The organism is Gemella massiliensis (assembly GCF_900120125.1).
GTDB lineage: Bacteria > Bacillota > Bacilli > Staphylococcales > Gemellaceae > Gemella > Gemella massiliensis.
Window position 1 is genome coordinate 62582 of the sequence record NZ_LT635544.1, and the last position, 14801, is coordinate 77382.

Consider the following 14801-nt stretch of genomic DNA (forward strand, 5'->3'; position numbering starts at 1 on the left):
TATATAGAATAAAATTATAAATGGAAACATAGTGAATTATTAGATATGGAATTTTATAATTCACTATTTTTTATTTTTTGATTGATATTTTTTGTTGTTAAAAAGTTAAAGTAAATGATATTAAATTTGAAAGTAGAGTGTTTTTAAGGTATAATTGTTTAGAAGAATATAGTTTAGGATTTATGTGATGATTGAGATAATTGTTAATTCAAATAATAAAAATTCGCTAAAAAAATTAGCGGAACTTGAATGTTGTTTAAAACAGGAAAGAATAGTTTATAAAGTATTAAAAACATCAGAAAAAGAAAATGCAACATCGCTTATGGACAAAATAAAAGGTGATAATCTTATTGTTATAGGTGGTGACGGAACGATAAACGAAGTCATGAATAATTACCACAAGGAAAATATTATTTATTTTGCCAGTGGATCCGGAAATGATTTAGGTCGTTCTTTGCAACTTGATAAAAAAGTATCAAAGGTAACGAAACTTTTAGAAAACGGAGAAATCACTTATTATGATGTTGGTGAGATAGATGGAAGAAAATTTTGTACAGGTTTTGATATAGGGTATAACGCTGATGTTATCAGAAGGGTTGAAAGTTCGAAGTTTAAAAAATATTTTAGGAAGTATATTTATTTATTTTGCGGGATTATAAGTATTTTAAATTTAAAAAAATATAATGCTGAAATAATCTTTAATAATAAAAAAATAGAAACTACTAAACTGTATCTATTAAATGTGATGTTACAACCTTATGAAGGGGGAGGAGTAAAATTTTCCCATACTGCAAGCGGTAAAGACGGCATGTTCCATATATTAATTATGAGAAACATGAATCCGCCACTTTTTGTTTATAATTATTTATGTTTACTATTAAAACGTCATGACAAATTAAAAAAAGTGGAAATATATACTGCTAAAACATTAACGGTAAAAACAAATCAAAATTATTACCAAGTTGACGGAGAATTAATAAAAAATAAAAAACAACTAATGCTAAAATGTTTAGAGAAATATTATAAAATTAAAAAATAAAATAGAAATTTTAAAAATATTATATTGGTAATATGTAGTTATAGTTGTAAATATTTTGAGCTAATTTAAAATATTAAGGTAATTTCTCCTAAATTGTTCCAATTATTTATAGAAATTATAGAAACTTTTTAAAATTTTGTACGTATCTATGTGTGTAACATTAATGTAATAGACAACAGTTAAAATAAGTGATAGAATGGATAGAAGATAATTTTATAAAGTTAGGAATTAGAGAAATGTCAAGAAGAAATAAAAGAAATTTTGAAGAGGAATCCGGTAGAAAAATAGGTGGTTTTGATATCATAAACGGTATATTAAGTGCTGTGCTGTTAATAAGCGGGGTACTGGTCGGATACACCATGCTGAAGTATAATTTTTTAAATTTTAGAGGTGTTAATTATATACTGTTAGCTGTAATTATTTTTGTATTTATTATTTCTATAGTGTTATTAATAAAAAGAAAAGCAAAACTTTTTACAACCATAGCTTTATTGATTTTAAATGTAATATTAATATTTACATTTTTACAATTCAGAACAGCGATAAACTTATTTAATAACCTGAACAACACAGCCGGTGTCAATGAATATACCATGAGTGTTGTAGTATTAAAAAATAATAAAGCAAATAACTTAAAAGATATTGCCGGTGAACAAATAGCCGCACCTGTTTCGGCAGACGGTGAAAATATTAATAAACTGATGAAAAATATTCGTGATAATGAGAAGCTAAGTTTAAACTTGGTAGAAGTAAAAAACTATGTAACCGGTTATGAACAGCTCAAAAGTGGGAAAACTCAAGCGATGATATTAAATAGTTCATATGAGAGTTTCATCACAGCGCAATATCCGGAGTTTTTAGAAAATACTAAGAAAATTTATGAATTTAAGATAACAAAAGCGGTAACTGCAAAAAATAATGCGAAAGCAGGGGATACCTTTAACGTTTATATCAGCGGTATTGATACTTACGGGCCTATCTCATCGGTATCACGTTCAGATGTCAATATAATTATGACTGTAAATAAAAACACCGGAAAAATATTACTAACGACTACACCGCGTGATTCTTACGTGAAAATTGCAGACGGCGGTAATAATCAATATGATAAACTGACCCATGCCGGAGTTTATGGGGTGGATGCTTCTATACATACTCTCGAAAATCTATATGGAATTAAAATAGATTATTATGCAAGGCTTAATTTTACATCGTTCTTGAAGTTAATTGATACACTTGGGGGAATAGATGTTTATAACGATCAAAGTTTTAAATCACATATTGGCGGTTATGATTTCAGTCCCGGTATGGTTCACCTTGACTCACAACATGCTCTTGCTTTTGTTAGAGAACGTTACGGTTTAACCGGTGGAGATAATGATCGTGGTAAAAATCAAGAAAAAGTTATTGCGGCAATTATCAAAAAACTTTCTTCTAAAGAAGGGTTGGCAAACTATAACAGTATAATTAAAGAACTTAGCGAATCTATCCAAACTAATATGCCGTTGGAAACAGCGATGAGCTTGGCAAACGAGCAACTTAGTGCAGGAAAAGATTACACCGTATCATCACAAGCTTTAACAGGACATGGTACAATGGGACTACCGTCATATGCAATGCCGGGGGCTAATCTTTATATGACACAAATAGATAATAACAGTTTAAAAGAAGTTAGTGAAAATATTAAAAATGTATTGGATGGGAAATAATTAATGAAAGATTCACACAGGATGATAGATATTCACTCCCATATTGTGTTTGGAGTGGATGACGGAGCTAAAACAAAAGAAGATACTGAAGATCTCCTTAGAGAAAGCTTTAAACAAGGTGTCGGAACAATAATAGCGACACCTCACCGTAGACGCGGGATGTTTGAAGAAAGTATCGAAACCATAAAAGAAAATTTTAAAGAAGTAGAAAAAATAGCTAAAAATATTTCGGAAGATTTGAATGTTTATTTGGGGAGTGAGATTTTCTACAAGGAAGGGGAACTTGCTAATATTGAAAGTAGAAAATACCCGACATTGGCAGGCACTGATTATATATTGGTAGAATTTTCTTACGGAATCAGCTATAGAGAAATGTACAAAGCATTAAACGGAATAATTTTATTAGGATTATCACCGGTGATAGCTCATATAGAAAGATACGCTTGTCTTGAAAAAGATTTAAATCATGTTCAAGAATTAATAAATATGGGGTGTTATATGCAGGTTAATGCGGCAAGTGTCTTAAAAACGAAACTTTTTGGCGATAAACATAAACACTATAAAAAGCGTGCAAAAAAATATTTGGACGGCGAACTCGTACATTTTATAGCATCGGATATGCACAATATGACCTTACGAAGACCCCATATGAGAGAAGCATACGATATAATAGAAAAGAAATACGGAACGACAGTGGCTTATGAATTATTTGAAAAAAATGCCGAAAGGCTACTAATGAATAAAATTATATAAAGCGAAAGGAAATAATAATGAACAACAACGAACAAGATTTTGTGCAAATAGATATACTATTTCTATTGAGAAAGTTATGGAGTCAAAAATTAGTTATAGCGGTAATTTCGCTAACATTTACGGTGGTGGCGTTAGCTTACAGTCTATTTGTTGCGACACCGAAATACCAAAGTACAACCAAAGTATATGTTGTTAATCAAAAAAATGACAATAAAGCGATAACAACACAAGATGTTCAACTGGGAACGCTTTTGGTAAAAGACTATAAAGAAATCATTCTTTCTAATAAAGTATTAGAAGATGTCATTTCACAGAACGGTTTGACATTGTCGACAAAAACATTGGCTTCAAAAATTAATGTAGATGCACCGAAAGATACTCGTATTATTTCTATTTCGGTAACTGATAAAGATCCGGAAGCGGCCAGTAAATTAGCAAACGCCGTAAAAGAAGTATCAGCCGCTAAAATTAAAGAAGTAACAAAAATTGATGATGTAACAACATTGGAAGAAGCAAAACCGGCAGTGGTACCAAGTTCACCGAATATAGTGAAAAACGCTGTTTTGGCTACAGTATTAGGTTTTATCATATCGGTATTAGGTGTTATATTATTAGAACTACTGGACGACAGAATACGTAGACCTGAAGATATAGAAGAAGGATTAGATATGGTGTTGTTAGGGATAATACCTGATACAAAAGGAAATAAAAAATAGGAGGATAATATGGCGGAAATAAGTGTACTGAATAATGAAAAAATAGTAGATTCATCTATAAAAGAATATTACAATGCGTTAAGAACAAATGTGCAATTTCTTGGTAAAGATATTAAAGTAATAGCCATAACATCAACAAGTGAGAACGAAGGGAAAAGTACGGTGTCTATAAACTTGGCTATCTCACTGGCGGAACTTGGATTAAAAACAGTATTAATAGATGCCGATACTCGTAAATCGGTAATGGCAGGTAGATTTAAGTTTAAAAATAAAATAAACGGTTTAACAAACTATTTATCAGGAGTATCACCAATCGAGGATATTATTTATGAAACGGATGTTAATAATTTGAATATTATACCGGCAGGACAAGTGCCTCCAAATCCTACAGGACTACTGCAAAATCGAAACTTTAATGTTATGATAGATGTCTTTAAAGAATATTATGATTATATAATTATTGATACTCCTCCAATCGGAGCAGTAGTGGATGCCGCAATCATCTCCCAAAAATGTGATGGTTTTGCAATAGTTGTAGAATCAAACAAAATTAAGAAAAAAGTATTGGAAAAATCAAAAGAACAACTGGAAAAAGCAGGTTCAAAATTCCTCGGTGTAATTTTAAATAAAGTAGATGTTAAAGAAGTAACTTACGGTGGCTATGGTGCATATGGAGGTTACGGAGAATATGGGAAAGAAAATTAGTAACAAATTTAATAGGGAAAAAGTATGTATTATGTAAGAAGAAATAATAAAGTTTTGTTTTTAGTATTTGATATATTAGCGCTGTTCATTTCATACATGACGTGTTTCGATTCTATTTCGGGTAAATACAATCTGTATTTCTTCTTTGTATTGTCTTTAATAGCGGTAAGTATTTCATTATTTTCAGAAGAATACTGGACGATAACGGATAGAGGGTATTTATTAGAATTAAAGTCTACGTTTTTATATGTTTTAAAATTAATATCACTTTTTGTGTTATATTTAGTAGTATTTCACAATGCCATGTTATTAATATCTATTAAAGATTTATCGCTTCCGATTTTTAGTATAGCATTATTTATTATTATTTATATATTTAGAACAATAGCTAAAATAATAAATTTAAAATATCGAGATGATAGTAGAAAAATAATTATTTTGTCAAATTTTGAAGATCTCAATAAGTTCGGGGCTTTTCCTGCCAACTATCAGGTGGTAGCCTATTTTAATAATTCTGAAAAGAAAATTTATAATAATATACCTATTGTTCACAATATGGAGGAAATGAGAGAGTTCTTATCCCACAATAGAGTCGATGAGATTTATGCTAGTGTGAGCCATGAATCAAACGTTGTAGAAATTTTGGAGGGTTTTGATATTTTAGGAATACCGTTAAAAATTAATATAACACCGATTTTTAAGGGAATAAAAAGTAATTCAACATTAACTTTTCAAGGAGATGACGTATATCTTACGTCGGCAATAAAAATATCAACATTGAGGCAAATGATATTAAAAAGAGTAATAGATATTACTTTAGGAATATCGGGAACAATTTTAACAGCATTGGTAGCTGTAATAATTTATCCTAAGGTGAGAAGACAGTCACCCGGACCATTAATATTTAAGCAGGTAAGAATAGGGCAAAACGGGAAAAGATTTGAAATTTATAAATTTCGAAGTATGTACCTAGATGCGGAAGAGAGAAAAAGAGAGTTATTAGTACAAAATGAACATACAACAAATCTTATGTTTAAAATGGACAATGATCCGCGGGTTTTTCCATTCGGTCAGAAAATGAGGGATTGGTCATTAGATGAGTTGCCACAATTTATAAATGTCTTAAAAGGCGATATGAGTGTGGTAGGGACAAGACCACCAACAGTAGATGAATATGAAAAATACAATTTGCATCAGTTCAAGAGAATGAGAGTGAAACCGGGAATTACGGGAATGTGGCAAGTAAATGGTAGAAGTGACATAACAGACTTTGAAGAAGTTATAAAACTTGACATGAAGTATATTGAAAACTGGTCATTAAGATTGGACATAAAAATAATCGTAAAAACAATAATGGTAGTATTAAAAAGAGAAGGAAGTAAATAAAGGGAAGTGAATAAGAAGTGCAAAAGGATAGAAAAGGAGAAATATGCTTAAAGTTAATATTATAGCTGATTATACGACCGATTAATTTGGTTTTCTGTGAGAATTTATCTTTTCAGAACAAAGAATCAAAGGTACGTAGAGTGTAATTAAGTATAGATGAAGAGACAACAAAAATGTAGAGTGTGAAATATATAATATAAGGATAGATGTCAAAATGGATTATTGTATAAGTATAAAAAAAGAATTGAGAGATACTGCGGGCATAAAAGCTCCTGAAGATATCTCTAATATAGCTAAAAAAAGAGGAATGGGAGAAATTTTATTTCCTAAATTCCCTACATATAAAAGTAAATTTTATCAAAAAGCGTGGCTATTTTTTGTAGTAGGGTATAATTGGTTAAAGATGTTCTGGAAGTTGAAAAAAGGTGATAGGGTAATCTTTCAACACCCGATGTATGGCGTAAGAGTAGCTAATTTTTTAATTCCTAAATTACAAAAATATAAAAAAATAAAATTTATATCTGTTATACATGATCTGGAATCTTTGAGAAAAGGGATAGATGGAGTTATAAAAAACAATCAAAATACAAACAAACTTGCAGATACGGAATTATTGAAAAAATTCGACAAAATAATATGTCATAATATTAAAATGCACAATTATTTGGTTGAAGCAGGAATAGAAGAAGAAAAATTAGAAGAATTACAAATATTTGATTATCTTAGTGAAATAGAACCTAGTTATAATATTGGAATAAAATATAACACAATTGTCATAGCAGGTAACTTAGCAGCAGGTAAGAGTAGTTATATCTATGATTTAATAAAAAACTCTAAAAAAGTTATGTTTAATCTATATGGACCAAATTTAAAAAAAGAAAAATTAACAGACAATGCTAAATATGTTGGTTCATTTCCTCCTAATGATTTAATAAAAAATATTAAGGGAGATTTCGGTTTAGTATGGGATGGTATTTCACTTGAAACTTGTACAGGAAATACAGGAGAATATTTAAAGTTTAATAATCCGCATAAGACGTCACTATATTTAGCAGCAGGACTTCCGGTTATTGTTTGGGAAGAAGCGGCAATATCAGATTTTATTAAGGATAATAATTTAGGATTTACTGTGAGTAATTTAAGTGAATTAGAAGAAAAATTAATATCACTTGACACAGAAAGTTATTCTGAGATTTTAGAAAATGTAAAAAGTATATCTCAAAAAATTAGAGAGGGATACTATTTTGGAAGAGTTCTGGATAAGACTCTTAGTGAGTTGTAGTGAGGTATAAAATGAAAATCGATAAGAATAATAGTAACTTGAATACATTGCAGAAAGAAATTTTAGATATTTTTTCACAACTATTACTAATATTTGATAATATGAATATAACTTATTATATCCAAGGCGGAACAATGCTGGGAGCTGTGCGACATCAGGGATTTATACCTTGGGACGATGATATAGATATAGCTATACCAAGGGAACAATATAAATATTTCTTAGATAATGTAGAAAGATACTTGGGGGAAAATTTAGAACTTAGGGTATATGATGATAATTCAGATCATCATTATTATTTTTCAAGAATAGTAAATAAAAATCATCAAGTCAAAAGATTAGGAAGTAAAGATAATAGAATAGAAAATGTTTGGGTGGATATTTTCCCATTAGACGGTATGCCTAGCGGAAGAATAAAAAGAGAGATCCACAAAGGAAGATTATTAGTAAATAGATTATTATATCATATATCTTGTCTAGAAAAAGTAAATACAAAACGACCGGATCGTTCTTTTTTGGAAAAAGTTATTATAAAAGTAGCGAGTGTAATTCCTATAGGGAAATATTTTGATACTAATAATCGATTGATAAAACTTGATAAATTATTGACTAAATATCCATATGAAAAATCAGATTGGGCAATTAATTTTATGGGTCAAACATCATATAAATTTAATGAATTATTTCCCAAAAAAATCTACAGTAGTTGTGAAGAATATAAATTTGAAAATTTAAAAGTAATAGGACCGAAAGAATATGATACATATTTAAGAACCTTATATGGAGATTATATGAAACTTCCGAAAGAGAAAGATAGAAATGCACATAAAACAATTATTGTTGAGGTAGATAAAGATGATGAGAGAAATAGCTAAGCAGTTAACCGAATCGGAATTGAAAAATATACAAAGGGTATTGCTTGTGATATTGGATGACATTATTGAAATATGTGAGAAAAATAAGATAGATTTTGTATTAATAGGGGGAAGTGCCATAGGAGCGGTAAGGCATCAAGGATTTATACCTTGGGATGACGATATAGATATAGCTATGACAAGAGAAGGTTTTGAAAAATTTATTAATATAATTAACGTACAATATTCTCATAAATACTCTATGTTAAATCCGGAGGAAAAACAAAATTACGGTCGTGTTATCCCTAAGATAAGACTTAAAGGGACTACATATAGAACGGTCTTGGAACAAGATTTAGATGATGTTGGAGTATTTATTGATATTTTTATAATAGAAAATGTTTTTGATAATAAACTATTAAAACATATTCATGGTATAGGTTCATTAGTTTTAGGTTTTTTACTATCTTGTCGAAGAAAATATAAAAATAAAAAAAATGATGATAAAAATATACGAAAGTATATAGGAGGATTGATTAGTTTTATAAGAATAGAGACACTTGCAACTCGTTATGATATGTGGAATAGAATGTGTAAAAATAATAATTCCAAAGAGGTTACGGTACCGGTTGATAAATTTCACTTTTATGGAGAAATTGAAAAAAGAAGTGATGTAGAAAAGCTTATTTCTGTAAATTTTGAAGGAAGAAATTGTTATATATTTTCTAATTACGACGATTATTTAATGAGAAGATATGGAAATTATATGAAGATCCCCCCGGAAAAAGAAAGAGTATGGAATCAATATATAGAATATGATTTAGGAAAATATAAATTAGGAGAAAAAGTCGATGATTAATTTTTCGGTAGGACCGGTACATTTAACAGAGGAAGTTATGGAGGCATATGGAGATATACCGTATTTTAGAACAAATGAATTTTCCGATATTATGTTGGAAAATGAAAAGTTGGTTAAAGAATTAACCAATGCGAGTGATAATGATAGAGTAATTTTTTTAACAGGATCGGGTACAGCCGGTATGGAATCAAGCGTAATAAATACTCTGACTTTAGAAGATAAGATATTAATAATAAATGGCGGTAGTTTCGGAACACGTTTTGCAGAAATTTGTAGTTTGAAAAAATTAAATTATGAAGAAATAGTTGTAGGGTTTGAAGAAATATTAACTCTTGAAAAATTAGAAAAATATAGTAATAAAAATTTTACAGCACTCGTAGTTAATTTGGATGAAACATCTATAGGGAAACTGTATGATATAGAATTAATAAGTAAATTTTGCAAGGAAAATAATTTATTTTTAATTGTTGATGCAATAAGTGCTTTTTTAGCAGATGAAATTGATGTGACAAAACACGGTATTGATGTTTTGATAATAGGTTCTCAAAAGGCGTTGGCTTGTCCTCCCGGCGTGGCAATAATTGTATTAAGCGAAAGAGCGATTGATAGAATAAAAAATATAAATCACGACATATTGTATTTTGATTTTAAAAAAGCATTAAAAGATGGAGAGAGAGGACAAACACCATTTACTCCGGCAGTAGGGATATTGTTACAATTAAACGCTCGATTAAAACAAATTTCTTCTACGGGCGGTGTAGAAGCGGAAAGAAAAAAAATAGAAAAATTAGCAAATGATTTTAGGGGAAAAGTAAAGGAACTACCTTTAACAATACCGCAATACAAGTTATCTAACACGGTAACACCTTTATTGACTAATAATTGTTCTGCAAAAGACATATTTAATATACTGAAAGATGAATATAAAATATGGGTTTGCCCTAATGGTGGAGAATTAGGAGAAAAATTATTTAGAGTAGGACACATCGGAAACTTATCGGTAGAGAAAAATAATGAGTTAATAAGTGCATTATATGAATTAAAAGAAAGAAATATTTTAAAATAGTGAGGATATAATGATGAAAAAAGTTATAACATATGGAACGTATGATTTATTACATCATGGGCATATAGCACTCTTGGAAAGAGCGAAAAAGTTAGGAGATTATCTGATAGTTGGAGTTACGGCAGATGCTTTTGATAAGAGGAGAGGGAAGCTAAATGTAAAACAACCGTTAGCAGAGCGTATAGAAGCTATAAGAAAAACCGGATTAGCTGATGAAATAATAATTGAAGAATATGTAGGTCAAAAGATTATAGATATTCAAAGTTATGATATAGACGTATTTACTGTAGGTTCTGACTGGATTGGTAAATTTGATTATTTAAAAGAATACTGCGAGGTTGTATATCTACCGAGAACAGAGGGAATTAGCAGTACCAAAATAAGAACAGAACAGAATCCTATTTTAAAGGTAGGGTTTTTAGGAACAGGAAGAACTACGGATAGATTTTACAAAGAAAGCACCACCGTGGGGTCATTATGTGTAAAATCTGTATATGCTCAAGAAAACACATATGGTTATAACAACGATGAATTAGAGTATTATTCAAATAAAAAAGAATTTTTTGATAGTATAGATGCAGTTTATATAGATAGTTCTGCGGATAAACACTATTCTATGATAAAAGAATCTTTGGAAAACGATTGTCACGTATTGTGTAATCCACCGCTATTTTTGAATAGAAAAGAAGCGATTGAATTATATGATTATGCGTACAAAAAAGGTTTAATTTTGTTTGAAGCGGAAAAAACACGTTATTTTCCTGCGTTAACTCATCTTCTTTTACAGTTGAAATCTGGAATAATAGGAGAGGTTAAAGATATAGATATTTCGTGTAGCCAAATCTTAAATAATATGGATAATGTAGTTAAAAATAAATATGAAGGAAGTTTTTATGATTGGAGTTCAACTGTGTTGTTTCCTATAATCAGTATATTGGGAAAAAATATAGGTGAATGTAAAATGTATAGCTTTGAAAAAAATAATTTCAGTTATCTAACAAAAGGCATTTTGGATTACGGAAAAGCTACAGCTACATTTAAAGCGGGGATAGGTGTAAAGACAGAAGGGCACTTGGTTATTACCGGAACAAAAGGTTATGTGTATGTACCATCTCCTTGGTGGAAAATAGACTATTTTGAAGTAAGATATGAGGATTTAAGAGATACAAAGAAATACTTTTATGAATACAAGGGAAATGGTTTCCGTTATTTAATGTTGGAATTTATAAAATTGATAAATAATATTAATGTAAATAACGCAAACAATAAGGAATACTGTATGTTATTTTTAGACATAATGGAGAAATATTCACAAGCTAAAGTTAGTTTATACGAATAGAAAGGAGAATTTTTTGGGGATTGTAAAATTAATGACATTGAAAGAATTGCAGGGAGCATATCTGGAATTATTAATTGAATTCGATAGTCTTTGCAAAGAATATAATTTAAGGTATGATTTATGCGGAGGCTCGATGTTGGGTGCAGTAAGACATCAAGGATTTATACCTTGGGATGATGATATAGATGTTGCCATGCCTCGTACAGATTATGAAAAATTATTGGAGTTAAATATAACCAATTCATTGATTATATCAGATGACAGAAAAATAATTTCTAATAGAGATAAATCTTTTGCACGTCATTTTTCCAGATATATAAGAAAAGATGTAGGCAGAATTGATGAAATGGCGGAGAAAGAGGATTGTCCGTATATAGGAATAGATATTTTTGTAGTTGATGGTATTCCTAGTAATAAATCTTTATTTAGTATGCAAGTATTTATCATAAAACAATTAAGAAGATTGCTATTAACTTCTGTGGAAAGAAAGAACACAAGCAGACGCGGAAAATTTAGTGCAAAAGTAAAAAATTTATATAGACCGATATTGAAGAAGATAGGTTCATATAATTTAGTAAGATTGTTAGAGTCGGTATGTAAAATTGTTAAATTTGAAGATGCCAAATATGTAGGAATTATAACAGGTATGTACGGCAAAAAAGAAAAATGGTTAAAAAAAGAAATGCTGCCACAAAAAGAATATCTTTTTGAGAAATACAAAGTTAAAGGGTATGCTAATTATGATATATATTTAACTAATTTGTACGGAAATTATAGAAAGTTACCTCCAAAGGATAAACAGGTGGCACATAATTCCAAAGGGTATAGAATTGATAAGAATTTAGGAGAAAAGCAATGAAAATTAGAATATCAAAAAATCATATAGGACAACTATGCTTTTATTTTTCATATAGTATATTTTTATTGTTTTCTCTTTTAAGTACATCGTTATATTATAAATATTTTTATGGAGCAACATATAAAACAATACTAATTGTATGTCTTTTATTTTTGATATTAAAAGAATTAACACACAATAAGTACAATTACAAGGATATTATATTACTTTTACTAGTAATAATATCGTCTGTAATAACATTTATGGCGGCTACCAATACAGAACAAAAAACAATCCCGCTAATGATAGTATTTATCTATTCAGCAAGGAATATAGATTTTAAAAAAATAGCACAAATATCTTTAGTAATCAGCAGTTTTGTTTTGGGTTTTGTAATAGTGAGCAGTTATTTTAACATAATTGAAAATTTTTTCGTAAATAAAGCGGATAGAACTCGAGAATATTTGGGATTTAGGTATGCTTTAAATTCAGCTACTATTTTTTCGAATATAGTATTTTTAAAAATATATATAGACAAAGAAAAAATAAAACTAAAAACATTAGGGATACTATTTATAATAAATTATTTAATTTATATTTATACAGATTCAAGACTAACTTCATTTATAAGTTTATGTTTTATAATATTTGCAATAATTATAAAATATCTTCCTAATGTAAAGCTGCGATTATTATATTATGTTTTCCCGTTCATGTATTTAATTTGTTCAACAATAAGTATTTATTTTACAATAAATTATAAAATGTTAAGTAATTGGCAATACAACTTAAATAGTATGCTTTCGGGAAGATTGTCTTTAGGTCAAGATTCTATACAAACATATGGATATGGTTTATTTTGGAAGAAGTTGTACTTAGTAGGAAACGGGTTAGATGTAAACGGAGAAATAAATTTCACTTCATACAATTATGTAGATAATTTATATGTACAGGTATTACAAAGGTATGGAATTATATTTATAATTTTACTTATAATAATTTTGACCGTAGTTATGTTTTATATAACTAAATTAAAGGATAACTATTTATTAGTAATATTTGCATTATTGGCTATTCATGGGATTATAGATGATTTAATTATATATCCTTATTATAATACTTTTTGGTTTATTTTAGGACACATATATTACAATAGCTCAACAAAATTTATTAATATCCATAAAAAACAGCGTAACTTAAATTACTAAGGAGAAAAGATTTATGAGAGATATTACTATAGATATGTTGAAAATTATAGCATGTTTGGGTATTGTCTTGTTACATGTTATGATATTAGGTTTTGATTTTTTCGGCGGTAATAACGTGAGTGCGTACTTATATTACATGGGTACATTTTCTGTACCATTATTTTTTATGATTAATGGTTATTTTTTATTGAATAAATTAAATTTATCGTATAAATATTTGATTATAAAAATAAAAAATATAGTAATTGTAGTGTTTAGTTGGAATATTATTTTATGGATAATGAAGAGGGATTTCTATAGTAATCCTATAAAGAAAATTGTCGGCTCTTTGTTGCAAAGGGGTTATTTTTTTCAATTTTGGTTCTTCGGTTCATTAATAATAATATATTTAACATTACCATATTTAAAGAAGTTACTAAATAATAAAAAAAATTATTTGAGAATATTGTTATTATTGCTGACAGTAGGAATAATAATAGAAATTATCAATTTATTTGTAATAGTGGAACCGATACAAAGATACATTCCACAAACTTTTAGATTATGGACGTGGTATTTTTACTATATTATTGGAGCTTACATAGGTAGTAGAAAAGAATTTATAATTAAACTTAAGATAAATAAATATATAACTTGCTTTTTCTTAATTATGTTATTTGTTTCTCCGATATTTTTATATTCTGTAGCCAAAAGTATTCATCATAATATTTTTGCAGAGTATTTTTATGACAGCTTGTTTATAAAAATTCTCAGCATAGGTATCTTTATTATATTTTTAAAGTTGGATTTTTCTACAATTAAACAAAATTACAAAAATACTATTTATCATTTGTCCGCCTTAACGATGGGGGTATACATATTGCATACTTATGTGATAAAATTCTTAGTGAAGATTATAAAAATAGGGTATTGGTATGATACAATATTGGTATTTGGATTAACGATAGGAATAAGTCTTTTAATATCGGAAATAATATATAGAATTCCGATTTTAAAGAATATTATTAAGATATAAGTCAATAATATAACTAAAATATATTTTTGAAT

The 14801-nt window shown here is 28.7% G+C and carries 13 protein-coding genes and 2 pseudogenes; all 15 read left to right on the forward strand.

Annotated features, from left to right (window positions below):
- Positions 1–187 precede the first annotated feature (187 nt).
- The 15 genes and pseudogenes from BQ7358_RS00350 to BQ7358_RS00415 all read left to right on the forward strand — a co-directional run bounded on the left by BQ7358_RS00350 (position 188) and on the right by BQ7358_RS00415 (position 14769).
- On the forward strand, positions 188–1039 hold the full coding sequence (locus BQ7358_RS00350; protein ID WP_062172172.1) for a diacylglycerol/lipid kinase family protein: 852 nt from the start codon (positions 188–190) through the stop codon (positions 1037–1039).
- A 188-nt stretch (positions 1040–1227) separates the two neighbouring features.
- A complete protein-coding gene (gene cpsA / locus BQ7358_RS00355) occupies positions 1228–2748 on the forward strand; it encodes an LCP family glycopolymer transferase CpsA (RefSeq protein WP_234971549.1) in 1521 nt (506 codons plus the stop codon).
- Positions 2749–2751: 3 nt separating this feature from the next.
- Positions 2752–3501, forward strand: coding sequence for a CpsB/CapC family capsule biosynthesis tyrosine phosphatase (locus BQ7358_RS00360; RefSeq protein ID WP_231723787.1), 750 nt, complete (start codon positions 2752–2754; stop codon positions 3499–3501).
- A 17-nt stretch (positions 3502–3518) separates the two neighbouring features.
- Positions 3519–4217 carry a Wzz/FepE/Etk N-terminal domain-containing protein gene (locus tag BQ7358_RS00365; RefSeq protein WP_062172176.1) on the forward strand — a complete coding sequence of 233 codons (699 nt, stop codon included), beginning with the start codon at positions 3519–3521 and terminating at the stop codon, positions 4215–4217.
- A gap of 9 nt (positions 4218–4226) precedes the next feature.
- Positions 4227–4922 (forward strand): polysaccharide biosynthesis tyrosine autokinase, encoded by a 696-nt coding sequence (locus BQ7358_RS00370; RefSeq protein ID WP_062172178.1) that lies wholly within the window; start codon positions 4227–4229, stop codon positions 4920–4922.
- A gap of 24 nt (positions 4923–4946) precedes the next feature.
- Entirely contained in the window at positions 4947–6308 is a 1362-nt protein-coding gene (locus BQ7358_RS00375) for a sugar transferase (protein ID WP_062172180.1), read from the forward strand.
- Positions 6309–6522: 214 nt separating this feature from the next.
- The gene (locus BQ7358_RS00380; protein WP_062172181.1) at positions 6523–7590 is read left to right on the forward strand and encodes a glycosyltransferase; all 1068 of its coding nucleotides are present in this window, start codon (positions 6523–6525) and stop codon (positions 7588–7590) included.
- Between the two features lie 11 nt (positions 7591–7601).
- Positions 7602–8465, forward strand: coding sequence for a LicD family protein (locus tag BQ7358_RS00385; protein WP_062172183.1), 864 nt, complete (start codon positions 7602–7604; stop codon positions 8463–8465).
- Positions 8446–9303, forward strand: coding sequence for a LicD family protein (locus BQ7358_RS00390; protein ID WP_062172185.1), 858 nt, complete (start codon positions 8446–8448; stop codon positions 9301–9303). The genes BQ7358_RS00385 and BQ7358_RS00390 overlap by 20 nt, the downstream gene beginning before the upstream one ends.
- On the forward strand, positions 9296–10369 hold the full coding sequence (locus BQ7358_RS00395; protein ID WP_072520092.1) for a pyridoxal-phosphate-dependent aminotransferase family protein: 1074 nt from the start codon (positions 9296–9298) through the stop codon (positions 10367–10369). The genes BQ7358_RS00390 and BQ7358_RS00395 overlap by 8 nt, the downstream gene beginning before the upstream one ends.
- A 13-nt stretch (positions 10370–10382) precedes the next feature.
- Positions 10383–10760 (forward strand): annotated as a pseudogene (locus tag BQ7358_RS08835) (adenylyltransferase/cytidyltransferase family protein); the annotation flags it as partial.
- A gap of 27 nt (positions 10761–10787) precedes the next feature.
- Positions 10788–11708, forward strand: a pseudogene (locus BQ7358_RS00400) (Gfo/Idh/MocA family protein); the annotation flags it as partial.
- A gap of 13 nt (positions 11709–11721) precedes the next feature.
- The gene (locus BQ7358_RS00405) at positions 11722–12567 is read left to right on the forward strand and encodes a LicD family protein (RefSeq protein WP_106388761.1); all 846 of its coding nucleotides are present in this window, start codon (positions 11722–11724) and stop codon (positions 12565–12567) included.
- Entirely contained in the window at positions 12564–13754 is a 1191-nt protein-coding gene (locus BQ7358_RS00410; protein ID WP_062172191.1) for a hypothetical protein, read from the forward strand. Before BQ7358_RS00405 ends, BQ7358_RS00410 begins: the two co-directional genes overlap by 4 nt.
- Before the next feature lie 13 nt (positions 13755–13767).
- Positions 13768–14769, forward strand: a complete 1002-nt coding sequence (locus BQ7358_RS00415; RefSeq protein WP_072520093.1) for an acyltransferase — start codon at positions 13768–13770, stop codon at positions 14767–14769.
- The last annotated feature ends 32 nt before the right edge of the window (positions 14770–14801 follow it).